Source organism: Microbacterium sp. Root553 (genome assembly GCF_001426995.1).
Taxonomy (GTDB): Bacteria; Actinomycetota; Actinomycetes; order Actinomycetales; family Microbacteriaceae; genus Microbacterium.
On sequence record NZ_LMFY01000001.1, the window covers coordinates 1,492,189 to 1,516,176 of the forward strand.

A 23,988-nucleotide genomic window follows, 5' to 3' on the forward strand; every position below is an offset into this window, starting at 1 on the left:
GGCCCGGCCCTCATTCCGCCGAGGGGGACGCGGAATACGGGCGCAGGTCCACGCCCTCGCTCGCGCGATAGGCGCGTGCGCCCATCCCGTGATCGAGGACCCACCCGTAGTCGTGTCCGGCGCCGCCGGGGTAGACCGCGAGGAAGGCGTAGGGCTCGTCGCCCGTGTTGACCGAGCGGTGGGCCCAGCCCGGCGGGATGTAGCCGATCGTGCCCGGCAGCATGTCGAGCCACTCGGTGCGTTCGCCGTCGAACATCAACAGGCCCCCGCGGCCCTTCAGTGCGAGGTAGATCTCGCCCTGGTGGTTCGGATGCTGGTGGCCCTTGGTCATCCAGAGCTCACCCGAGGTGTCGCCCGGCATGATCGTCGTGATCGACTGCGGCAGCTCGCGATCCACCTCGGGGACGGGCGAGCTGACCACGGTGTAGACGACGGGGTTCTCGCCGGCCGATGCCGCGGCCCAGGCATCCGCGTCCAGGAACAGGCCCTCGAGGTCGGACATCCGCCGCGTGAGGGTGGGCCCCTCCGGACTCAGCGTGAGCGCCTCTGCGTCGAACGAGATCGCCATCGGCGAGATCGGGGGCGTGTGGAACTGGGGCATCGATGCTCCTCGTACGGATGCTGCGGCGCTGCGCAACCTGTAATGACAAGTCGAGTGTACCTGTGATGACAGGTGGCGTCCAGCGTTCGGAAAGCGCGCGACGCTCCTGATCTCAGGATGCGGCGCGCAGCGTGCGAGCGAGGTGGGCGCGGCTGCCCCTGACCGCCTCGGCCGTCACCTCGTCGAGTCCCGGATAGTCGGCATGGCCGGCCGGGAGGACGAACAGCTCGAGCATCCGGGCCGCGTTCGCGACGCCGAACTGCCCCTGCGGCGGCACCGACTGATCCCACAGCGCCGCCTCGACCCGCACCGGAACGCGGGCGACGCCGAGAGCCGTCGACGCGTCGAACCAGCGCAGCACCTCGCGAGCCTCCGGATGCACCGCGATGTGTGCGCGCACCGCCTCGCCGCTGCCGAGGCACCGCACCGCCAGCCGCTCGTCGTACTGCCCGAAGCTGGGCACGATGAGGGTCGCCCCGATGAAGCGGTCGTCCCACGGGAGAGCGAGGGCGCCGATGCCGCCGCCGAAGCTCTCGCCGATGTAATAGAGCGGCAGGGGTTCCGCCAGGGCGGTCAGCGCATCCGCGGCGAGCCAGAGGTCGCGGGCGCACAGCCCCAGCATGTAGCGTTCCGGATCGTCGATGCCTGTCAGCACATGCTCGAGCGGCTGGTCGGGGGCGCCGACGCCCGCGTTCAACGTCGCGAGGCCGCGGGCGACGGGAAAGATCGCGGCGGCGTCGGCGGGCACGCGCGACAGGTCGATCGCATCCCGCCCGCCATACCCGTGGCCGTGCACGACGCCGACCCGGGCGGGGCCCTCGAGCGGCTCGACAAGCCAGGCGCGCAGGCGGATGCCGTCGACTCCCGCATGCTCGATGATCGACACCTGTCGGCCGTCGACGACAGAGCAGGAGAGCACGGTGGGGGCGGCATCCGTCGTGCGCGCCTCCTCGCGCCAGCGCCTCCACCGCTCGGCGAAGCCCGGCGGGGCGGGGACCGGCGCGATCTCGCGCAACGTGCTCAGCGTGTGGCCGTAGGTGCCGTCGAACTCGGCATCGGGGAACCACGTGTCATAGGGGGAGGGGAAGGAGGTCATCGGTCACCGAGAGGGTCAGGCGTTCGCGCGCCGTGCCCGATAGGCGGCCACGGCGTTGCGGTTGGTGCAGGTGGTCGAGCAGTAGCGCTTCGAGCGGTTGCGCGACAGGTCGAGGGCCAGGGCCTCGCAGGTCTCGTCGGCGCAGATCGAGATGCGGGAGCCCTCGTCGGCGCGGATGACGTCGATCAGGGCCATGGCGGTCTCGATCAGCACGCGCTCGGCGAGCGGACGCTCGTCGTCGACGGCGTGCAGGTGCCAGTCGATGCCGTCATGGCGCACGAGCCGGGGCGCGAGGTGCGCCTCGGCGAGGGCGGCGTTCACGTGCCGGGCCATCTCATCGCGGGGTGCGAGCAGCATGTCGCGCAGCCGTGGGCGGATCGCCCGCAGTGCGGCGAGTTCGGCGTCATCGCGGTCGAGTCGGCCCGAATAGGGGAAGTCCGTGAGAAAGGCCTCGACGTCGGTGAGCGTCTCGAGGGTCTCGGGCTCTTCGGCCGAGTTCACCAGCCGGACCGCCGCGCGCAGCGCCTCTTCCGTGTCATCGGTGAAGTTCATATTGACACCTTACATCCTGCGGGAGTAGCGTCACCTGCCATGAGCCACATTGCGAATGACGCCACGGTATCGGGCGTACGCATCGGTCTGCCGCTGGCGATCGGCGCTGCCTTCGCCTTCGGGATGTCGGGCGGCTGGGCGCGCGGACTCATCGATGCGGGATGGACGCCGGGAGCCGCCGTGACCGCGCGGGTGTGGATCGCCGCGCTCGTGCTCCTGATCCCGACGATCGTGTCGCTGCGAGGGCGATGGGGCGTGCTGCGCAAGAACGCCGCGCTGGTCGCCGCCTACGGCCTGCTCGCCGTGACCGCCACGCAGCTCTGCTACTTCCAGGCGGTCGCCGTCATGGACGTCGGCCTGGCCCTGCTCATCGAGTACACGGCGCCCATCGCCGTCATCCTGTGGCTGTGGCTGCGCAGGGGAGAGCGACCGACCCGCCGCAGCATGATCGGCGCCGCCATCGCGTTCGTCGGGCTCGTGCTGATGCTCGACATCGTCACGGGCGCGGAGGTGAACGTCGCCGGCATCCTCTGGGCGCTCGCCGCGATGGTGGGGGCGGCGACATACTTCCTCCTGTCGGCCAAGGCGGACACGGGGATGCCGCCGATCGCCCTCGCCGGGGGAGGGCTGCTGCTCGGCGCGGTCGCGCTGACGGTCGCCGGGCTCGTCGGCATCCTGCCCATGGCGTGGACGACAGACGACATCGCCTACCGCTTCGGCACCGTGCCGTGGTTCGTTCCGGTGCTGGCGATCGGCCTCGTCGCGACGGCGCTCGCCTACGTCCTGGGCATCTCCTCGACGCGGATGCTGGGGTCGCGCCTCGCATCCTTCATCGCCCTGTCGGAGGTCGTCGCCTCGCTGCTCTTCGGCTGGCTGCTGCTCGGGCAGTCGCCTGACCTGCTGCAGGCGCTCGGCGCTGCGCTCGTGCTGGTCGGCGTGGTCGTCGTGAAGCTCGGCGAGCCGCGCTCCACGGCGCTCGGGGAGCCGGAGATGGTTTCCTCACGCGCAACGATGTGATAGTTTCTTCACGGGAAACCATTGGAGGATGATCGCCGTGAACAATGACGACGCACAGAAGAATCTCGATCTGGCGCGAGAGGGCCAGCGCCGGGCCGCTCGCACGGGTGCCCTCGCCGCTGCTGCCGTGACGGCGGTGATGATCATCGCGTACGCCGCGGTCGTCGATCTCGACATGCTCTGGCTGTTGGGTGTGGTGACGCTCGCCGTCGTGGTGCTCTCGGTGGCCAGGCCGATCCGGTTGCGCCTCGACTGGTCGGATCGACGCGGCGTGGTCCTCCTCGTGGCGAGCATCCTCGCTGTCATCGCCGTCTACGTGGCGACGCAGGCGCTGGTGCGCGCGCTCGACTGGGCGGCGCCGAACACGATCTCGGCCCTGCTCGCCGCGGTCGTCATCTTCGTGGTGTGCGCTCCGGCGCTCGTGCGTCTCGCGACGCGCGGGGAGCCGCTCGACGGAGGGGTGCGGCGCGGCGATGTCTGACGGCTCGCCGTCAGAGAGCGGCGATGCGGCGGGAGGATCGGTCTCTCCCGCCTCCGCGCTCGATCCGCTGTTCCATGAACCGGCGCGCCTGGCGGTGCTGTCGGCGCTGTCGCCGGCCGAGTACGTCGACGTCTCGACACTGCTGCGGCTCACGGGAGTGAGCAAGTCGGCGCTGTCCAAGCATCTGTCGATGCTCGCCGGTGCCGGCGTGGTGAGCGTCAGCCAGAGCGCCTCCGACAAGCGGGGGAGGCGCGTGGCCCTCACGCCGCTCGGGCGCGCGAGCTTCACCGCCTACCTCGCGGCGCTCACGGCTCTCGTGCGCGACGCCCAGCGGCCGGGTGCAGGGGCTTCGAGCCTCTCGTAGCGAGGCCGCCCCGATCGCCGGCGCCTACCTGGCTTGCGCCGACGTGCCCGCTTCCGTGCGGGGTCGATTTCGTGCGGGGTCGATTTCGCATCCCGGAGCGGATTTCCGGATGCGCAACTGACCCCGCACGGATTTCCGGATGCGCAAGTGACCCCGCATGGAGGAGCGGATGCCGTCCGCCCGCCGCTCGCGCGGGGTGGAGAGGGAGGCCGGGTGTCGACGGAGCGACGGCGCTGGAGTCGCTATGTATACGTCGAGGTGCGGTTCATCCCTCGAGGTTCCCTCAGGCCGCGCTTATGTATACACTGAGGGCATGAGCTCCGTCGCCGATCGCATCACCGCGAGCGATCGAGCGCACGCGGCACTGCTGGAGGACATCCAGTCCGGGGCGCTTCCCGCCGGGTTCGTGCTGGGCGAGGTGGAGCAGGCCGCCCGCCTCGGCGTCAGCCGCACCCCGATGCGCGAGGCCCTGCGCCGCCTCGCCGCCGACGGGCTGGTCGTGCAGCAGTCCCCGCGGGTCACGGTGGTCGCCGATCTGGATGCCGACGACATCCGCGCCCTGTTCGAGATCCGCCGCGCGCTCGAGGAGAGCTCCGCGCGCCTTGCCGCCCAGCGGGGCGACGCCGCCCTGTTCGCCGGACTCGCCGAGGAGTTCGCGCACGTCGATCTCACCGCCGGGGTGGGCCGCGACGCGTACTACGCCCTGATCTCCCGCTTCGACGCGGCACTCGACGCCGCGGTCGACAACGACTACATCGCCTCGGCATTGCGCACCGTGCGCACCCACCTCGTGCGGGTGCGTCGCATGGCCCGCGACAAGCCCGCCCGTCTCGCCGCCTCCGCCGCCGAGCACCGCACGATCGCCGCCGCCCTCGCCGCACGCGACGGCGACCTCGCCGCCCACGCCACGCACGTGCACCTGCACAATGCGCTCACCGGCATCCTCGACTCCCTCCCCGATCCCGCGACCGAAGGAAGATCATGACCGTCACGCACCACGTCCGCGTCCACCGCAGCGATGAGGATCTCGCCCGTGAAGACCAGCTCGCCTGGAAGATCGCCGAGGTCGCGGCCGACCCGGTCGAGGTCGAGCAGGACATCGTCGACATGATCATCAACCGCATCATCGACAACGCCTCGGTCGCCGCGGCATCGCTCACCCGCGGACCCATCAACGCGGCCCGCGCCCAGGCGTTCAGCCACCCCGTCTCGACCGGAGGCATCGGGGCCACCGTCTTCGGCGCAGCCCTCGACCACCGCACCAGCCCCGAGTGGGCGGCCTGGGCGAACGGCGTCGCCGTGCGAGAGCTCGACTACCACGACACCTTCCTCGCGGCCGAGTACTCGCACCCGGGCGACAACATCCCGCCCATCCTCGCCGTCGCCCAGCATGTGGGCTCGGACGGACGGGCGCTCGTGCGCGGTATCGCGACGGGTTACGAGATCCAGATGGACCTCGTGCGCGCGATCTGCCTGCACAAGCACAAGATCGACCACGTCGCCCACCTCGGCCCGTCGGCCGCCGCCGGCATCGGCACCCTGCTCGGCCTCGACGTCGAGACGATCTACCAGGCCGTCGGCCAGGGGCTGCACACCACCACCGCCACCCGGCAGAGCCGCAAGGGCGAGATCTCGACCTGGAAGGCGCACGCCCCGGCCTTCGCCGGAAAGCTCGCGGTCGAGGCCGTCGACCGGGCGATGCGCGGGCAGACGAGCCCCGCTCCCATCTACGAGGGCGAAGACGGCGTGATCGCCTGGATGCTCGACGGCAAGGATGCCGCCTACGAGGTGCCGCTGCCCGCCGTGGGCGAGGCGAAGCGCGCGATCCTCGACTCGTACACGAAGGAGCACTCGGCCGAGTATCAGGCGCAGGCGTGGATCGACCTCGCCCGCAAGCTCGGCACCGAGAACCCGGCGCTGCGCGACCCCGCGAACATCGAGGCGATCGTTTTGCACACCAGCCACCACACGCACTACGTGATCGGCTCCGGCGCGAACGACCCGCAGAAGTACGACCCGACGGCGTCGCGTGAGACGCTCGACCACTCGATCCCGTACATCTTCGCGGTCGCGCTGCAGGACGGCGGCTGGCACCACGTCGACTCGTACACTCCGGAACGGGCCAGCCGCGCAGACACGGTCGCGCTGTGGCACAAGGTCACCACGGCCGAGGATGCCGAGTGGACGCGCCGCTACCACTCGGAGGACCCCGACGTGAAGGCGTTCGGCGGTCGCGTCGAGTTCCGCCTCGCCGACGGCACGACCGTCGTCGACGAGATCGCCGTCGCCGACGCGCATCCGCTCGGCGCCCGACCGTTCGCCCGCGACAACTACATCGCGAAGTTCCGTCTGCTGGCCGAGCCCGTGCTCGAGGCCGCCGAGATCGAGCGGTTCCTCGAGCTCGTGCAGCGCCTGCCCGAGCTCACGGCCGCCGAGGTCGGCGAGCTGTCGATCATCGCGAAGCCCGGCCTGCTCGAGGGTGCCGACGCCCCGAAGGGCCTGTTCTGATGTCGCGTTTCGTCTCGTCGCTTCGCTCCTCGCTCAACGAGCGGGGACTCAGCGACCGGGGACCGCGCCACCGGCTCAACGAGCGGGGACTCGGCCCTCGGTCGTTGAGCGGTCGCGGGATCGGCCCTCGGTCGTTGAGCGAGCGAAGCGAGACGAAACGCGCACCCCGCCAGAGAGGGAAGAACTGATGCTGTACTCCCACGTCACGCCGGCCGAGAAGCGCCGCCTGTTCCGCGAGCGGCTCGCGAGCGGCGAGCTGCTGAGGTTCCCCGGCGCCTTCAACCCGCTGAGCGCCCGCCTGATCGAGCAGAAGGGGTTCGACGGGGTCTACATCTCGGGCGCCGTGCTCTCCGCCGACCTCGGGGTGCCCGACATCGGGCTCACCACGCTGACCGAGGTCGCGGGCCGCGCGAAGCAGATCGCGCGCATGACCGACATCCCCGCGATCGTCGACGCCGACACGGGATTCGGCGAGCCGATGAACGTCGCCCGCACCATTCAGGAACTCGAAGACGCGGGCCTCGCCGGCACACACATCGAAGACCAGATCAATCCGAAGCGCTGTGGCCACCTCGACGGCAAGAGCGTCGTCGACGAGACCACGGCGATCCGTCGCATCCGCGCCGCCGCTGACGCCCGCCGTGACCCGAACTTCCTGATCATGGCGCGCACCGACATCCGTGCGATCGAGGGACTGGAGTCCGCGATCGATCGGGCGAAGGCGCTGGTGGATGCCGGGGCCGACGCCGTGTTCCCCGAGGCGATGCGCACGCTGGCGGAGTTCGAGGCGATGGCGGAGGCGCTCGACGTGCCGATCCTCGCCAACATGACCGAGTTCGGCAAGAGCGACCTCTTCTCGGTCGAGCAGCTGCGGGATGCCGGGGTGAACATGGTCATCTGGCCGGTCTCGCTGCTGCGCATCGCGATGGGCGCCGCGGGCCGTGCGCTCGATACGCTGAACGAGGAGGGGCATCTCACCTCGAAGCTCGGTGAGATGCAGCACCGAGCCGATCTCTACGACCTGATCGATTACGAGTCCTACACGCAGTTCGACTCGGGCGTCGCAGGCTTCACGGTAGACAGAGGGCGTCCCTGAGCGCAGCGAAGGGAATCACGCCGGTTGCTGAGCGAGGAGCGCAGCGACGAGTCGAAGTACACGAAGGAGTGAGCATGACCGAGCCGGACATCAAGAAGGGCCTCGCCGGGGTCGTCGTCGACACGACGGCGATCTCGAAGGTCAACCCCGAGACGAACAGCCTGCTCTACCGCGGCTATCCGGTGCAGGAGCTGGCGGCGACCCAGCCTTTCGAGGCGGTCGCCTACCTGCTCTGGCACGGCGAGCTGCCGACATTCGAGGAACTCGCGGCCTTCCGGGCGCAGGAGCGCCCGCATCGCGCCCTGACCGACAACGTCAAGGCGGCGATCGACCTGATCCCGATCGAGGCGCACCCGATGGACGAGGTGCGCACGGCCGTGAGCCTGATCGGCGCGTCCGACACGAACGCCGGCGGTTCGGTGCTCGATGCGGGCGGCAGCCCCGAGGAGAACCTCGAGCGCAGCATCCGTCTGTTCGCCGCTCTTCCCGCGATCGTCGCGTACGGCCAGCGACGTCGCCGCGGCGAGGAGCCGATCGAGGCGCGCTCCGACCTCGACTACTCGGCGAACTTCCTCTGGATGACGTTCGGTGAGGAGCCCGACCCGGTCGTCGTCGACGCGTTCAACCGCTCGATGATCCTGTACGCCGAGCACTCGTTCAACGCGTCGACCTTCACGGCCCGCGTGATCACGTCGACCCTGAGCGACCTGTACTCGGCCGTGGTCGGAGCGATCGGTGCGCTCAAGGGCCCGCTGCACGGCGGCGCCAACGAGGCCGTGCTGCACATCTTCGACGAGATCGGCGAGGCGTCGAACGTCGTGCCGTGGCTCGACGAGGCGCTCGCCGAGAAGCGAAAGATCATGGGCTTCGGCCACCGCGTCTACAAGAGCGGCGACTCGCGAGTGCCGACCATGAAGGCGGCGTTGGACACCCTCGTCGCGCACTATGACAAGCCCGAGGTCGCGGCGCTGTACGACGCGCTCGAGTCGGAGTTCGTGGCGCGCAAGGGCATCTACCCGAACCTCGACTATCCCTCGGGGCCGGCGTACAACCTGATCGGCTTCGACACCCTCACCTTCACCCCGCTGTTCGTCGCCGCGCGCGTGACCGGGTGGACGGCGCACGTCATCGAGCAGGCCGGCGCGAACGCGCTGATCCGTCCGCTGTCGTTCTACGACGGGGTCGACGAGCGACACGTCGAGAGCTGAGCGGACGCAGCGAGACGAAACGCGCGCCACGGCTGGTGGTGCGCGTTTCGTCTCGGTGCTTCGCTCCTCGCTCAACGGGCGGGGGCGTGGTGGTGCTTCGCTCCTCGCTCAACGGGCGGGGGTGCGCGTTTCGTCTCGGTGCTTCGCTCCTCGCTCAACGGGCGGGGCGTGGTGGTGCTTCGCGTTTCGTCTCGGTGCTTCGCTCCGGTTGTTGAGCGAGCGGAGCGAGACGAAACGCGCTCAACGGGCGGAGGCTGGTGCTTCGGCCTCGGACGGGGCGGTGCGGTGCCGCGTCAGGCCAGTTCGATGACCGACCACGACAGCGGCGGCAGCGTCGCGCGCACCGCGCCGTCGACGACCTCGGCGCCGGCGAGCGGCACCATGTGCACAGCATCCGGCGTGGTCTCGAGGTTCGCGGTGTGGCGGTCGCCACCCTCGGGGATCGTCAGGGTCTCGGCGTTCACGACCCGCAGGCCGCTCAGGCCGTGCAGGTCGACGGTGAGGTCGCTCTCCTCGTCGAGTGAGCGGTTCGCGACGAACACGACGACGCGTCCGGTCTCCTCGTCCCAGGTCGCGGCCGCATCGATCGCGTCGACGCCGCCGTAGCGCTTCGTCTCGATCTGCGGAGCCGACACCGCGAGACGCAGGATGCGTCCCTTGGCGAGACGCGCCATGCGCTCGAACGGCCAGAAGCTCGTCTGGCGCCAGGCCGGGCCGTTCTCCTCCGAGCGGATCGGCGCGATCACGTTGACGAGCTGCGCCTGGTTGGCGATCTTCACGCGATCGCCGTGCCGCAGCAGGCTGTTGAGCAGCGTGCCCACGACGACGGCATCCGTCACGTTGTAGGTGTCTTCGATCAGACGCGGATGCTTCTTCCACCCGGCCTTCGCGATCTCGACCGACTCGACATCGTTGAACTTCACCTGGTCCCACACGTTCCACTCGTCGAACGAGATGTCGACCTGCTTCGTGTGCTTGCCCGCCGCCTTCACGGCGTCGATCGTCGCGATGACGCCCTCGATGAAGGCATCCATGTCGACCGACTCCGCGAGGAACGACTCGGCATCGCCGTCGTGCTCCTGGTAGTACGCGTGCATCGAGATGAAGTCGACCTCGTCGTACGCGTGGGTGAGGACGGTGTTCTCCCAGGTGCCGAACGTCGGCATCGACCGGCCGGAGGATCCCACGGCCACCAGCTCGATGCTGGGGTCGACGAGCTTCATCGCCTTGGCGGACTCCTGAGCGAGCCGGCCGTACTCGGTCGCGGTCTTGCCGCCGATCTGCCACGGTCCGTCGAGCTCGTTGCCCAGGCACCACAGCTTGATGTCGAAGGGCTTCTCGGCGCCGTTCCTGCGACGCAGGTCCGACCAGTACGTGCCGCTCGGGTGGTTGGCGTATTCGACGAGCGAGCGGGCCTCCTCGACACCGCGGGTGCCCAGGTTGATCGCCTCCATCACCTCGACGTCGGCCTCCTTCGCCCAGTCCATGAACTCGTGCAGACCGAACGCGTTGGTCTCGATCGTGTGCCAGGCGCCGTCGATGCGCACGGGGCGATCCTCGACGGGGCCGACGCCGTCTTCCCACCGGTACCCCGAGACGAAGTTGCCTCCGGGGTAGCGGACCACGGTGGGGCCCATCTCCTTCACGAGGGCGAGGACGTCCTGCCGGAAGCCCCGCTCATCGGCCTGCGGGTGTCCCGGCTCGTAGATGCCGGTGTACACGCAGCGCCCCATGTGCTCGACGAACGACCCGAAGAGTCTCCGGGGGACATCGGCGATGGTGAAGTCGCGGTCGATGGTGATGCGGGCCTTGCTCATTGCACTCCTTGATTCTGGCTCTGCGGATTTTCGGCCCGGGGGCCGGGGGAGGGACTACTGACCGCCGAAGCCGCTGGTCGCGACGCCCTTGACGATCTGCTTCTGGAAGATGATGAACACGATGATCAGCGGAAGCGCCGCGAGCACGGCCTGAGCCATGACCTGCGCGTACTGCACGCCGTAGGCGCTGATCACCGTCTGGAGTCCGACCGGCAGCGTCATCAGCGTGGTGTCATTGATGACGAGAAACGGCCAGAGGAAGTTGTTCCAGGCGCCGATGAACACGAAGATCGCGACGGAGGCGAGGATCGGACGGGAGAGCGGCAGCACGATCGACCAGAAGATGCGGAACCGACTCGCTCCGTCGACGCGCGCCGCGTCCTCGAGCTCGATCGGGATCGCATCGAAGAACCGCTTCAGGATGAAGACCATGGCCGGAGCCACCACCTGCGGCAGGATGAGCCCCCAGTAGGTGTCGATCATGTTGAACGCGAGCATCTCGTAGAACAGCGGGATGATGAGCACCTGGGGCGGCACCACGATCGAGGCGATGATCGCGACGAAGAGCCACTTGCGCCCGGTGAAGTCGAGCCTCGAGAACGCGTAGGCGGCCAGCGCCGAGATCGTGAGGGTGATCAGGGTCACCGCGATCGACGTCCACAGGCTGTTGAAGGCCCAGGTGTAGACGTTGCCCTGCGACAGGATCGCGGTGAAGGCCTCGATCGTCGGACCGGTGGCGCCGATCCACGAGGGGTCGCCGCTGGCGGCATCCGTCTCGGTCTTGAAGGCCGTCGCCACCGCCCAGAGGAACGGCAGCAGCCAGCCGACGGCGAGCACGATCAGCACCACGAGAGCGCTGATGCGGAGTGCGCCGAACGGCTTCTCGCCCGGCAGGTGCGGGCGGCGGGGGCGCGCGGGCTTGGCGGTGGTGAGGGTCTCGGTGAGAGTGGCGGTGGACATCACAGCTGCGACTCCTTCCGGCGACGCGAGATCAGGGCCTGCGCGACGCCGATGATGACGATGAGAGCGAAGAACACGTAGGAGATCGCGGCCGAGTAGCCGAATCGGTAGCTGACGAAGCCGGCCTCGTAGATGTACTGGACGATCGAGCGGGTGGTGTCGCTCGCGACCCCGCCGAGCATCTGATACGCCTGATCGAACAGTTTCAGCGACGCCAGGATCTGCAGGATCAGGATGAGCACGGTCGCCGGGCCCAGCTGGGGGAGCGTGATCGACCAGAACTGCCGCCACGGCCCTGCGCCGTCGAGCGACGCCGCCTCGTACTGCTGCGGCGGGATGTTCTGCATCGCCGCCAGATAGAGCAGGAAGTTGAAGCCGACGGTCCACCAGACGGTGGCGATGACGATCGACAGCATGTTGGTGTCGGGGTTCTGCAGCCAGGCGATCGGCTCGAGACCGAACGCCTCGAGGATGTTGTTGGCCGCACCGATCTGGGGGTTGAAGATCCACACCCAGATCTGCGAGATCACGGTGGAGGCGAGCAGGTACGGCATGAAGAACGACAGGCGCCACAGCCACTGGCCGGGGATGCCGCGATCGACGAGAGCGGCCATCAGCAGCGCGACCACGACGAGGGGCACGGTGGACAGCAGCGTGAACCAGACCGTGTTGCCCATCGAGCGCCACATGACGGGGTCGGCGAGCGCTTCGGCGTAGTTGGCGAACCCGACGAATGCTCCGCCGGCGCCGGTGAGCGACTGGTCGGTGAAGCTGAGAATGATGCCGTGCACGATGGGCCAGGCGAGGAAGAGCACGAACGCGATCAGGAAGGGCGCGAGGAACGCCCAGCTGATGAGCTGTTCGCGGTTGCGGGATCCCGCACGGCGGGCCGGTGCGCCGGTCTTCGAACCGGTGACGATCGTGCGGGTCGAGTCGGTGGCCGCGGTGGTGGTCGTCATGATGCGAACGTCCCCTCGGGGTCTGCCGGGTTCGGCTGTCGGAGGAGGGTGTTCACACGCGCTTCGAAACGGTCGACGGCCGCGGCGGGGTCGTCGCCCGAGAGCAGCACGCCTTGCACGGCGGCGCCGAACTCGCCCTGGAAGTTCGATCCGGATCCGGTGAACCACGCGGTCGGGTCGTACACCACCTGCTGCGCGGCCTCGGCGTAGTGCGCCTGCGGGATCAGGTCGGCGTATTCGGCGGATTCGGTGACGGGGAGGAACGCGGGGATGTGCCCCGCCTCCGCCCAGCCGAACGAGCCCTTGAGCATGTCGGCCACGAACCGGTAGGTGAGGTCGCGCTTCTCGTCGTCGGCGTTCGCCTGGTGCGGAAGCACGAACGAGTGCGAGTCGGCGTAGACCGCCGGGGTGCCGTAGAGGGTGGGGATCATCGTCGCGTCGAACGGGATCCCCGCGTTCTGCATGGTGCGCAGCTCCCAGACGCCGGTGAACAGCATCCCGCTCTTGCCGGTCGCGAACTCGGCGACCGCGCTGCCGTAGTCGGCCTGCGCGAGGGCGATCTCGCCGTCGAGCAGGGTGCGCATCAGCGTGAGCGATTCGACGGCGGCATCCTTGTCGATCACGGCCTTGCCGCCCGCAGGCAGCTCCATCGCGCCGCCGTGCTGCGAATAGAAGGTGTAGAAGAGGCGCCACATCTGGGCGCCGTCGCCGAGGTAGCCGTACGAGAGCGCATGACCCTCGGCCTGGCCTCCGATCATGCGCAGCTGGTCCAGGAACTCCTCGGGAGACGTCGTCTGCTGCAGACGCCCGTCGCTGTCGAGGACTCCTGCGGCGTCGCAGACGTCGGTGTTGAACATCGCCACGAACGGATGCGCGTCGAGAGCGATGCTGTACATGTTCTCGCCGACGAAGCCCTTCTCCCAGATCGGCTTCGGGAACGTCGTGCTGTCGACGCCGAGCGAGGCCAGCCGGTCGAGGTCCCACGTGTCGAGCAGGCCTCCGGGCGCCCAGCCGACCGTGCGGGTGGCGTGCATGATCGCGACGTCGGGGGCGCGACCGCCGGCTCCGGCCATCGCGAGCTTCGTGTAATAGGGCGTGCCCCAGGCGAGCACGGTGGGCCGGATGCGATACGCGTCCTGTGCGGCGTTGGCGGTATCGAGCAACTGCGACATCGTCACACCGTCGCCGCCCGAGAGCAGGTGCCAGAACTGCAGTGTCTGGGCGTTCGTGCCCGGCGTGGTGCCGGGGGCGCAGCCGGCGAGCAGAGCCGCGGCGGCCGTGACCGAGGCGGCAGTCAGAAACTGCCGCCGAGACATATCGAGCGGGGGCGTCATCGTCACTCCTTCGTGACAGCGGTGAGGGTCGACCCATCATTACATCGATGTAATCGACGGCGCAAGAGAGTTCCGATGCGCACGCGTCCACGGACCGGAGCGGGTGCGTCAGGGGCGGTAGCCGCGCGGGGCGCCCTGGGTGCTGTCGCGTTCGAGCAGATGGTGCGACAGGGTGAGCGACCGCGGGGGAGCGGTGCGGTCGTCCATCCGCGACTCGAGCAGGCCCAGCGCCGCATCGGCGAAGGCCCGACGATCGAAGGCGATGGTCGTGAGCGACGGCGACGTGTAGCGCGAGAACTCGACGTCGTCGAAGCCGGTCACGATCACGTCGTCCGGCACGCTCACGCCGTGATCGTGCAGCGCATGCAGAGCGCCGAGAGCGAGCGAATCGGTGAGGGCGACGATCGCGTCGAAGGCGACGCCGCGGCGGAAGAGCGTCTGCACGCCCTCGGCGCCACCCGTCATCGACCACGGCATCGGGTTGATCTCGAGCGCAGTGTCTCGCGCGATGCCGGCCTCACGCAGGGCATCGTGCACGCCCTCGAGGCGCAGACGGCTGGTCGCGGTCGCGACGGTGGCATCGTCGTCGGCACCGATCACGGCGATCCGCGTGGCCCCGCGGGAGAGGACGTGCCGTGTCGCCTCGGCCGCCGCGCGTCGGCTGTCGATACGCACGTGATCCGCCCGATTCTGCTCGACCTCGCCGAGCACGACCAGCGGCGGCAGGCGGTCGGCGTACTTCAGCACGCTGTCCTCGAGGCGGATGGGGTTGAGGATCAGCCCGTCGACCAGGTGCGCGCGCGCACGGGAGACGAGCTCGCGCTCGCGCTCCGGGTCGGTCGCCGTCTCCTCGATCTGCACGGCGAGGCCCCGCTCATGCGCCGCCTCGACCAGGCGGTGCACGAGCTCGGCCGAGAACGCCGTCGCGAGGTCGGGGAGCGCCACGGCGATGATTCCCGAGCGTCCCTTGCGCAGCCCCCTGGCATTGAGGTTGGGCACGAAGTCGAGCTGCGCCATGGCCGCATCGACCTTGCGCCGTGTCTCCTCGCTCACCGCGGTCGTGCCGGTGACGACGTTCGAGACGGTCTTGGGCGAGACCCCCGCGAGCGCCGCCACGTCCTTCATCGTCGCGCGGGGCGGCGGCATCGCTGTCATGCGGTCAGCCTAGCGACGGAGGGGGCGGGCTCGTGCCGTACATCGATGTACTCCCCGGAGTGCTGGCTACTATGGCGCCATGACGATCGAACGCAACTGGGCCGGCAATCTCACGTACCGGGCGTCACGGATCGAGCATCCGTCGTCGGTCGCCGAGCTCCAGGAGGTGTTCGCGCGCGGCGGGGCGATGCGGATGCTCGGCTCCCGTCACTGCTTCAACGACATCGCCGACACCGACGGGGTGCTCGTCGTACTCGACCGTCTGCCCGAGGTGTTCGAGGTGAACGCCGACCGTGACGCGGTGCGCGTCTCAGGCGGGCTGCGCTACGGCGACATCGCCCCGCGCCTCGCGGCCGAGGGCCTGGCGCTCGCGAACCTCGCCTCGCTGCCCCACATCTCGATCGCCGGCGCGGTCGCGACGGGCACGCACGGGTCCGGAGACGCACTCGGCTCGCTGGCGTCGTCCGTGCGCGCGCTCACCGTCGTCACGCCGGCGGGCGAGGTGCGTGCTCTCGCCCGCGGCGACGAGGACTTCGAGGGTGCGGTCGTGAGCCTCGGCGCGCTCGGCGCGGTGGTCGACGTGACGCTCGACGTGGAGCCGACCTACGACGTGGCGCAGCACGTGTTCGAGCATCCGTCCTGGGACGCGATCCTCGCCGACTTCGACGAGGTGACCGGCGTCGGCACGAGCGTCAGCATCTTCTCGACCTGGACCCGCACCGACATCGCCGACCAGATCTGGGTCAAGCAGCGTCATCCCGAGGCGCACGAGCTGCTGCGCGACGACCTGTTCGAACGGCTCGGCGCGGAGCCCGCCACCGGTGAGCGGCACCCGATCCTCGGTGTCGACCCCATCGCCTGCACGGATCAGCTCGGCGTGCCAGGGCCCTGGTTCGAGCGCCTCGCGCACTTCAAGCTCGAGTTCACGCCGTCGGCCGGGGCGGAGATCCAGAGCGAGTACCTGGTGCCCCGGGCGGATGCCGTCGCCGCGATCCAGGCGGTGCGCACCCTTGCAGGGCAGATCGCTCCGCTGCTGCTCGTGAACGAGATCCGCACGGTCGCCGCGGACGACCTCTGGCTGAGCTCCGCACACGGCACGGATGCCGTCGGCATCCACTTCACGTGGAAGCCCGACGAGGCGGCCGTCCGCGCGTTCCTCCCCACGCTCGAGGCCCTGCTTCCGGCGACCGCCCGGCCGCACTGGGGCAAGGTGTTCACCCTCGATCCCTCCGAAGTGCGCTCGCGGTATACGCGATGGGACGACTTCGCCGCGCTCGCCGCCCGTTTCGACCCCGAGCGCCGCCTCGTGAACCCCTACCTCGAGAGGCTCGGTCTGTAACGAGCACCGGGTCGTCACAGCGAGACCCCGACCGCCGTGATCCGGCGGTGATGCCCGCCTCCGTCTGCATCGAGGACGGGCGGTGTTCCGGATTTCACCCTGTGCCCACCGGACTGTTACCGGTAACTTGCGAACCGTAGTGATCATCGCCCCGCGACAGCTCCACCGGGCTCTCGTCGTGCGGGGCTCCGGCATCTCGAAGAGGAGAGTGCATGAACAACGTCGCGGTCATTTTGCTCAGCCCCCACCGGTCTCGCCCTGTCGCGTCCCGTCGTCTCGCGCACGCAGTGCAGCAGGGCAGCCCCCCGACAGCCACGCTGACCAGGCCGCGGGAATCCCGCTGGGCCGACCCCGCGACCCCGCGACCCCACGACCCCCCGACCCCCCGACCCCACAAGGGACCGACGACCGCCTCGGTGATCCACCGCGGCGGAAGACTCGGTCGCATCCCCACCTTCGCCTGAGGTCCCCGCCCTCGACGGCCTCCTTCACCGAGGGAGCGCCGTGATCGGAGCGCGCCCGCGCGCCCTCGAGCGAATCGATCCACAAGGAGAACACCCGTGAAGTCCCAGTCCAGATCCGCCGATCGGCAGCGTAGCCGATCCCTGTCGCGCCCCGCGGCGCTGTGGGGCATCGCCGCCCTGCTCGCGTCGTCCGTCACCGCGGTCGCCGCACCGGGAGCGGCGGTCGCCGCTCCCGCGAACACCTTCTCCCACGGCGCCTTCGAGACCGGAGTGACCGCGACCGAGCCGCCCGTGGTCGCCGGCAACCTCCTGCCGGACGGCCGGTTCGTCTCCGATCTCGCCGGGTGGACCGCCCCCCGTGGCGGCACGCTCGCCCTCGGCGACGATGCCGCCAGCGGCGCGCACGCTCTCACCGTCACCGGCCGAGAGAACACCCAGTCGGGGCCGTTCGCGAGCGTCGCCGACAAGATCGAGCTCGGTGCCACCTACCGCCTCACCGGCTCGCTCAGATACGACGAGGGGGCCCCGACCCAGCAGTTCAACTTCACGTTCTGCCCGACGAATTTCAACGGATGCGCCGACTACGGCCATACGTTCACGAAGGGAGAATGGGGCACGTTCTCGCAGGAGTTCACCGCTGAGGCGAAGCATGTCGCGGCGGGATGGCTGTTCGTCGAGACCCCGTGGGGCTCCGCCGCGCTGCAGGACTTCTCGGTCGACGACGTCTCGCTGGTCAAGATCGCCGATGTGCCGGAAGCACCCGCCTTCACGAGCCTCGAGAAGGTGCAGACCAAGCCGATCGGCGACCACAACCCCCTCGTCGGGCACAAGTTCGGTGCGGACCCGCATCACCTCGTCTACAACGGCCGTCTCTACATCTACTCGACCGATGACACGCAGCAGTACGACCTGAACAGCAAGGACGAGAACGGCCTGCCGACGCAGTCGAACGGCTACGGCGGCATCACCCGTCTGAACGTGATGTCCACGACCGACATGGTCAACTGGGTCGATCACGGCGCGGTGCCGATCGCTCGTGAAGGCGGTGCCGCACCGTGGTCCCGCAACTCCTGGGCACCGGCGGCCATCGAGAAGGACGGCAAGGTCTACCTCTACTTCTGCGACAACGGAACCGGTACCGCGGTCGTCGTCGGCGGCTCTCCGCTGGGCCCGTGGCAGGACCCGCTCGGCAAGAAGATCATTCCCGACACGGTCTCCCGCGACTACATCGCCGGAGGCGGATTCCCCGCCGGCATGTGGTTGTTCGACCCCGAGGTCTTCATCGACGACGACGGACAGGGTTACCTGTACTTCGGCGGCAACTCGCAGATCGGCACCTCGCCGAACGTGCAGGGTCCGCAGAACCCGAAGTCGACGCGTGTCGTCAAGCTGAAGGACGACATGGTCACCCTCGACGGAGACCCGGTCGAGATCGACGCCCCCGGCATGTTCGAGGCCTCGAGCATGTTCACGCACGACGGCAAGTACTACTACTCGTACTCGTCGAACTTCCAGGTGAACGAGCAGTCGGGCCTGTACCCGTCGCGCGGGGCGATCGCCTACATGATGACCGACGATCCGATGAAGCTCGGATCCTCGGAGTACGCGGGTGTGGCGTTCCAGAACCAGGGCACGTTCTTCGGTGCGGGCAACGGCGGCAACAACCACTCCGACATGTTCGACTACAAGGGCGAGACGTACTTCACCTACCATGCGCAGACGCGCGGTGCGGCGTGGGCGGAGGCCCTCGGCACCCCCGGTGCGACGCAGGGCTACCGCTCGGTGCACATCGACAAGCTCGAGTTCAACGACGACGGCACCATCAAGCCGATCGTCGGCACCCGCGCCGGCGTGGAGCAGGTCGAGAGCTTCGACCCGTACCGCACCTTCGAGGCGGAGACGCTCGCCTGGCAGCTCGGCATCGCCACGGCCACGACGGATGCCGTCTCGGTCGAGTTCCCCGAGCACAACGGGTCGGGGAACATGGTGCTCTCGAGCGTCGATGACGGAGACTTCTCGGGCGTCGCGGGTGTCGACTTCGGTGCCGGCGCCCAGAAGGTGTCGGCGACGGTGAAGCCGCTGGTCGCCGGAAGCAGCATCCAGGTTCGTCTGGATGACGTCGACGGTCCCGTCGTGGCGGAGATCCCCGTCGACGGCGCGGTCGGAGAATGGGCGACGGTCGAGGCCGACGTCACCGGCGCCACGGGCGAGCACGATGTGTTCTTCGTCTTCGCCGGTGCCGAGGGTGCGGATGCCGAGACCGACCTGTTCGAGGTCGACAACTGGGCGTTCACCCCGATCGACGACAGCCCCGAGGTGGAGCTGGAGGCTCAGCTCTCGGTCTCGGAGGTCGCCGCGGGTGGTTCTGTCACCGTGACGGCCACGGGGGTGACGGCCGACGAGGTCGAGATCGGCATCGAGAGCACCTATCGCCCGCTCACCACCGCGACCGTCGCCGACGGTCGGATCGAGGCGTCCGTGGTGATCCCCGCCGATACGACGGCGGGTGCGCACCACATCGTGCTCCGCGACGGTGAGACGGAGCTCGCACGACTGCCGCTCACCGTCGCCCGCGCCGACACCGGCGGCGGGACCGACGGCGGTACCGATGGCGGTACCGATGGTGGCACTGATGGCGGTACCGATGGTGGCACTGATGGTGGGACCGATGGTGGCACTGACGGCGGTACCGATGGTGGCACTGACGGCGGCACCGATGGTGGCACTGACGGCGGCACCGACGGTGGTACTGATGGTGGCACTGACGGTGGGACCGATGGTGGCACTGATGGTGGCACCGATGGTGGTACTGACGGCGGCACCGATGGCGCTGGCCCCGGTACTCCGTCGACCGGCGGCGGCACGTCGACCGGCGGCGGTCCGTCCACCGGCGTGGGCACGGGCGTGGGCACCGACGGTTCCCTCGCGAAGACCGGAGGGGATGCGGGTGCGTCGCTGACAGCGGCATCGCTCGGCGCTCTCCTCCTGGCGCTCGGATCCGCGGTCTGGATCCTGCGCCGTCGAAGCCGCTCGGTCGTGGAGACCGAGACGGAGTGAGGTGGGGTCGCCGTCCCCCCACGGCGACCGACCTCGGGAGCCCACCTCCTCCTGCTGCCCCCCACAGCAGGAAGGGGTGGGCTCCTCGCCCCTGGCGAGGGCCGATTGCACGGCCGTGCCTGTTCTCGGTAACATTCTCTGCAGGCGGGACCGACGGAGGTGCGCATGCCCAACCTCGGTTCCGACAAGCCCGGCCTCCGGCACGTGGCAGACCTCGCGGGCGTCTCGCACATGACCGTGTCGCGAGTGCTGAACGATCACCCGAACATCAAGCCCGACACCAGACGCCGCGTCCTCGAGGCGATCGAAGAGCTCGACTACCGCCCCAACCTCGTGGCCAGAGCGCTCGCCACCCAGCGCACGCGCCGGATCGGCGTCATCGTCGAGAGCGCGGTCGCGCACGGCCCCACCAGCATCCTGCGCGCCGTCGAGCTGTCGGCCCGCGCAGCGGGGTACTCGGTCACGCCGGTCGCGCTGCACGAGGGCGACGCGCTGTCGCCGCAGGAGGCGGTCGACAATCTCGTCACGCAGGGCGTCGACGCGCTGTGCGTGATCGCGCCGCGCTCGTCATCGGTCGCCGCGCTGCGCCGCATCGCCATCACGGTGCCGATGCTGGTCGTCAAGGCCGACGCCGACCCGACGTTCCTCACGGTCTCGATCGATCAGCACGCCGGCACGACCCTGGTCGTCGATCACCTGGTCGCGCTGGGCCATCGCGACATCCTGCATCTCGCGGGGCCCCTCGACTGGCTGGACGCCAGGGCCAGGGAGCGCGCGTTCCACACCAGGGCGAAGTCGTGGGGAATCCGCGAGCGTCCGATCGTGGTCGGCGACTGGTCGGCCGACTTCGCCTACGACTTCGCGAAGGGTCTCACCCGACTGCCCGAGTACACGGCGATCTTCGCCGCCAACGACGACATGGCCATCGGCCTCGTCCACGGACTCCACGACCGAGGGTTCGAGGTGCCGACCGACCTCAGTGTCGTCGGATTCGACGACATCCCCCTCGCCCGGCATTTCCTGCCGCCGCTGACGACCGTGCGCCAGGACTTCGGCTCGCTCGGCGTCTCCGTCGTCGAGATGCTGCGAGCCGCGATCGAGGGGCGCGAGATCCCCGCACTCACCCGCATCCCGACCGAGCTGGTGCCCCGGGCCTCGTCCGCCGCCCCCAGGGAGGTGCGATGAGCACCGACCGAACCCCCGAGCCGGTCGTGCGTCTCGAGGGCATCACGGTCGAGTTCCCCGGCGCGCACGCCCTCGACGACGTCGACTTCCGGCTGTTCCCCGGCGAGGTGCATGCGGTGATGGGTGAGAACGCGGCCGGCAAATCGACCCTGGTCGGCGTGATCACGGGCACCCACGCCCCGGATGCCGGGTCGGTGCTCGTCGACGGCGAGCCCCGCCGCTTCTCGGGCGTCGCCGACAGCCGTGCCGCGGGCATCGCCGCCGTGTTCCAGGAGGCGCAGCTGAGCCCGAACCTCAGCGTCGCCGAGAACGTGATGCTGGGCCGCGAGCGCCGCGGGCGCTTCGGCATCGACTGGCGCCGCACCAGGACCGACGCCGCCGAGGCGCTGGCATGGCTCGGGCTCGAGGATCTCGATCCGAAGACGCCCTTGTCGCTGCTGACCCCCGCGCAGAAGCAGCTCGTGGCGCTGGCTCGGGCCGTCGTCGACGAACCGAGGGTGCTGGTTCTCGATGAGCCGACGTCGAGCCTCGACGTCGCCGAGGTCGCGACGCTGATGCGCGTCATCCGAGGGCTCCGCACGCGGGGTGTGGCGATCCTGTTCATCTCGCACTTCCTCGAGCAGGCGTTCGCGATCAGCGACCGCATGACGGTGCTGCGAGGGGGCAGGAGGGTGGGGGAGTACGCCACCCGCGACCTCGACCGCGCGGACCTGATCTCGAAGATGCTCGGCAAGGACATCGAGAGCCTCAGGGCGCTCGGCTCCGAGCGCAAGGCGCACCACTACGCGTCCGACGGGCAGCCCGCGCTGCAGGCGTCGGATCTGGGGCGGCGCGGCGAGCTCGAGCAGATGGACATCGAGATCCAGAGGGGCGAGATCGTCGGCCTCGCGGGGCTGCGGGGCTCGGGGCGCACCGAGGTGGCGTCGCTGCTGAGCGGCACCGTGCGCGCAGACAGCGGGGTGCTCTGGGTCGACGGAGAGCAGGTGCAGCTGCGCAGCCCGTCGGTGGCGCTGCGGCATCGGATCGCACTGTCGGCCGAGAACCGCGGAACGCAGGGGATCATCGGCGAGCTCACGGCGAGGGAGAACATGATCCTCTCGCTGCAGGCGCTGCGCGGGTGGTCGAGACCGCTCGCGCCGGCCGAGGCGTCGGCCCTCGTGGAGACGTACGTCGAGGCGCTGCATCTCGATCCGGGGGATCTGGATCGACCGGTCGCCGTGCTCTCGGGCGGCACGCAGCAGAAGATCCTGCTCGCGCGGGCGCTGGCCGTGCGCCCGCACGTGCTGATCCTCGACGAGCCGACCCGCGGCATCGACATCGCCGCGAAGGTCGATGTGCAGCGGCGCATCAGTCAGCTGGCGGGCGACGGGGTCGCGGTGGTCTTCATCTCGTCGGAGCTCGAGGAGGTCGTGCGTCTGAGCGACCGCATCATCGTGCTGAAGGACCGCGAGAAGATCGGCGAGCTCAGCAACGGACCGGGTGTGACGGTCGACACGGTGGTGGAGATGATCGCCGCCGAGCTCGGCCACAGCGTCGAATTGTGATCGGTAACAGAATCGTTAGGTAGCGAAATCGCTGATTTGACGATTACCTCTTGTGTTACAGAAATTGTTCCCGGTAACATCACGGCAGGACACGCGACATCGCGGTCCTGCAATCACGACAGGGACCACGGCGGTCCATCGTTGCCGGAATGACTACCGGCGTCTCGAAGAGGAGAGAAAATGTCCGCGAACAAGCGCATCCGCATCGCGTTCGGCCTGGCAGCAGTCGGCGCACTCACCATCGGCCTCGCGGCCTGCTCGACCGGGGACTCCGGGGGAGAGGGTGCAGGCTCCGGCGATGTCACCACCGTCGGCTTCGTCGCCGTCGGACCCGAGGGCGCCTGGCGCGAGGCCAACGAGCAGAACATCCAGGACACCTTCACCGAGGAAGCCGGATACGACCTCAAGTACGCCCCGGCCACCAACCTCGACCAGAAGTCGCAGATCGACGCGTTCACGTCGTTCGTCGACGAGGGCGTCGACGTCATCCTGCTCTCGGCCACCGAGGCCTCCGGCTGGGAGGACTCGCTCAAGCGTGCACAGGAGGCCGAGATCCCGGTCATCCTCCTCGACCGCGGCATCGAGCCCGACGACGACAGCCTGTACGTGACCCGCATCGCCCCCGACAACGTCGAGGTCGCGAAGGAGGTCGGCGCCTGGGCCGCCGCCACGTTCCCCGACGGCGGCAACTACGTCGTGCTCGAGGGTCCCGCCGGCGTCGGCGTCGTCAACGAGCGCAACACCGGCTTCGATGAGGGACTGGGCGGGTCGTCGCTGAAGAAGCTCGACGCGCAGACCGCGAACTGGTCGGCCGAGGAGGGCAAGAGCGTCTTCGAGACCATGCTCAAGTCGTCGGGCAACAACATCCAGCTCGTGTTCGCACAGAACGACGAGATGGGACTCGGCGCGGCGCAGGCCGCTGAGGAGGCCGGCCTCGTGGTGGGCACCGACGTCAAGATCGCCACGATCGACGGCACCAAGAACGCCATGACCGCCCTTGCCGACGGAGAGCTCAGCTACGTGCACGAGTACAACCCGCTGTTCGGCGAGACGGCTCTCGACGTGGTCGAGAAGACGCTGGCCGGCGAGGACGTCGACTCCTACATCGTCGTCCCGAGCGAGGCGTTCGACTCCGCCGAGGCCGCGCAGGCCGTGCTGGCAGACCGCAAGTACTGATCGAGACCGACCCCGACGCCGGAGCGATCCGGCAGCGAGTCCGGGTGGCGCAGACGCTGCGCCACCCGGACTCAC

Annotated in this window: 20 protein-coding genes; 12 read left to right on the plus strand and 8 right to left on the minus strand. The window is 69.2% G+C overall.

Features of this window, described 5'->3' with window-relative positions:
* Nucleotides 1-10 precede the first annotated feature (10 nt).
* The 3 genes from ASD43_RS06945 to ASD43_RS06955 form a co-directional block, all read right to left on the minus strand.
* A complete protein-coding gene (locus tag ASD43_RS06945; RefSeq protein ID WP_056415269.1) occupies nt 11-601 on the minus strand; it encodes a glucose-6-phosphate isomerase family protein in 591 nt (196 codons plus the stop codon).
* A gap of 112 nt (nt 602-713) precedes the next feature.
* Nucleotides 714-1,697: an acetylxylan esterase gene (locus ASD43_RS06950; RefSeq protein WP_056415272.1), complete on the minus strand. Its 984-nt coding sequence runs from the start codon at nt 1,695-1,697 to the stop codon at nt 714-716.
* Nucleotides 1,698-1,712: 15 nt separating this feature from the next.
* A complete protein-coding gene (locus tag ASD43_RS06955) occupies nt 1,713-2,249 on the minus strand; it encodes a CGNR zinc finger domain-containing protein (protein ID WP_056415275.1) in 537 nt (178 codons plus the stop codon).
* A gap of 39 nt (nt 2,250-2,288) precedes the next feature.
* Between ASD43_RS06955 and ASD43_RS06960 the strand changes: the two genes are divergently transcribed.
* The 7 genes from ASD43_RS06960 (at nt 2,289) to ASD43_RS06990 (ending at nt 8,923) form a co-directional block, all read left to right on the plus strand.
* On the plus strand, nt 2,289-3,266 hold the full coding sequence (locus tag ASD43_RS06960; protein WP_056415279.1) for an EamA family transporter: 978 nt from the start codon (nt 2,289-2,291) through the stop codon (nt 3,264-3,266).
* A gap of 37 nt (nt 3,267-3,303) precedes the next feature.
* A complete protein-coding gene (locus ASD43_RS06965) occupies nt 3,304-3,747 on the plus strand; it encodes a hypothetical protein (RefSeq protein WP_157550881.1) in 444 nt (147 codons plus the stop codon).
* On the plus strand, nt 3,740-4,111 hold the full coding sequence (locus tag ASD43_RS06970; protein WP_056415286.1) for a transcriptional regulator: 372 nt from the start codon (nt 3,740-3,742) through the stop codon (nt 4,109-4,111). The genes ASD43_RS06965 and ASD43_RS06970 overlap by 8 nt, the downstream gene beginning before the upstream one ends.
* Before the next feature lie 313 nt (nt 4,112-4,424).
* Nucleotides 4,425-5,096, plus strand: coding sequence for a GntR family transcriptional regulator (locus tag ASD43_RS06975; RefSeq protein ID WP_056415290.1), 672 nt, complete (start codon nt 4,425-4,427; stop codon nt 5,094-5,096).
* Nucleotides 5,093-6,619, plus strand: a complete 1,527-nt coding sequence (locus tag ASD43_RS06980) for an MmgE/PrpD family protein (RefSeq protein WP_056415293.1) — start codon at nt 5,093-5,095, stop codon at nt 6,617-6,619. The genes ASD43_RS06975 and ASD43_RS06980 overlap by 4 nt, the downstream gene beginning before the upstream one ends.
* Nucleotides 6,620-6,806: 187 nt before the next feature.
* Nucleotides 6,807-7,715 (plus strand): methylisocitrate lyase, encoded by a 909-nt coding sequence (gene prpB / locus ASD43_RS06985; protein ID WP_056415296.1) that lies wholly within the window; start codon nt 6,807-6,809, stop codon nt 7,713-7,715.
* Between the two features lie 74 nt (nt 7,716-7,789).
* On the plus strand, nt 7,790-8,923 hold the full coding sequence (locus ASD43_RS06990) for a bifunctional 2-methylcitrate synthase/citrate synthase (protein ID WP_056415299.1): 1,134 nt from the start codon (nt 7,790-7,792) through the stop codon (nt 8,921-8,923).
* 293 nt (nt 8,924-9,216) lie between these two features.
* On the opposite strand, the gene arfA is transcribed toward ASD43_RS06990, so the two are convergent.
* The 5 genes from arfA to ASD43_RS07015 form a co-directional block, all read right to left on the minus strand.
* Nucleotides 9,217-10,740, minus strand: a complete 1,524-nt coding sequence (gene arfA / locus ASD43_RS06995; protein ID WP_056415301.1) for an arabinosylfuranosidase ArfA — start codon at nt 10,738-10,740, stop codon at nt 9,217-9,219.
* A gap of 54 nt (nt 10,741-10,794) precedes the next feature.
* The gene (locus ASD43_RS07000; RefSeq protein WP_056415303.1) at nt 10,795-11,700 is read right to left on the minus strand and encodes a carbohydrate ABC transporter permease; all 906 of its coding nucleotides are present in this window, start codon (nt 11,698-11,700) and stop codon (nt 10,795-10,797) included.
* Nucleotides 11,700-12,659, minus strand: a complete 960-nt coding sequence (locus ASD43_RS07005) for a carbohydrate ABC transporter permease (RefSeq protein WP_045253584.1) — start codon at nt 12,657-12,659, stop codon at nt 11,700-11,702. The genes ASD43_RS07000 and ASD43_RS07005 overlap by 1 nt, the downstream gene beginning before the upstream one ends.
* On the minus strand, nt 12,656-13,993 hold the full coding sequence (locus ASD43_RS07010) for an extracellular solute-binding protein (RefSeq protein WP_056415306.1): 1,338 nt from the start codon (nt 13,991-13,993) through the stop codon (nt 12,656-12,658). Before ASD43_RS07010 ends, ASD43_RS07005 begins: the two co-directional genes overlap by 4 nt.
* A gap of 108 nt (nt 13,994-14,101) precedes the next feature.
* Nucleotides 14,102-15,148, minus strand: a complete 1,047-nt coding sequence (locus tag ASD43_RS07015; protein ID WP_056415309.1) for a LacI family DNA-binding transcriptional regulator — start codon at nt 15,146-15,148, stop codon at nt 14,102-14,104.
* 79 nt (nt 15,149-15,227) lie between these two features.
* Here ASD43_RS07015 and ASD43_RS07020 point away from each other — a divergent pair, with 79 nt between their 5' ends.
* The 5 genes from ASD43_RS07020 to ASD43_RS07040 all read left to right on the plus strand — a co-directional run bounded on the left by ASD43_RS07020 (nt 15,228) and on the right by ASD43_RS07040 (nt 23,913).
* Nucleotides 15,228-16,487 (plus strand): D-arabinono-1,4-lactone oxidase, encoded by a 1,260-nt coding sequence (locus ASD43_RS07020; protein ID WP_056415312.1) that lies wholly within the window; start codon nt 15,228-15,230, stop codon nt 16,485-16,487.
* Between the two features lie 560 nt (nt 16,488-17,047).
* Nucleotides 17,048-20,008: a family 43 glycosylhydrolase gene (locus ASD43_RS07025; protein WP_235564061.1), complete on the plus strand. Its 2,961-nt coding sequence runs from the start codon at nt 17,048-17,050 to the stop codon at nt 20,006-20,008.
* A 165-nt stretch (nt 20,009-20,173) separates the two neighbouring features.
* Complete coding sequence (locus ASD43_RS07030; protein ID WP_056415315.1) at nt 20,174-21,193, plus strand: LacI family DNA-binding transcriptional regulator; 1,020 nt, start codon at nt 20,174-20,176, stop codon at nt 21,191-21,193.
* Nucleotides 21,190-22,737, plus strand: coding sequence for a sugar ABC transporter ATP-binding protein (locus ASD43_RS07035; protein ID WP_056415318.1), 1,548 nt, complete (start codon nt 21,190-21,192; stop codon nt 22,735-22,737). Before ASD43_RS07030 ends, ASD43_RS07035 begins: the two co-directional genes overlap by 4 nt.
* Before the next feature lie 180 nt (nt 22,738-22,917).
* Nucleotides 22,918-23,913, plus strand: a complete 996-nt coding sequence (locus ASD43_RS07040) for a substrate-binding domain-containing protein (protein WP_056415322.1) — start codon at nt 22,918-22,920, stop codon at nt 23,911-23,913.
* Nucleotides 23,914-23,988 lie beyond the last annotated feature (75 nt).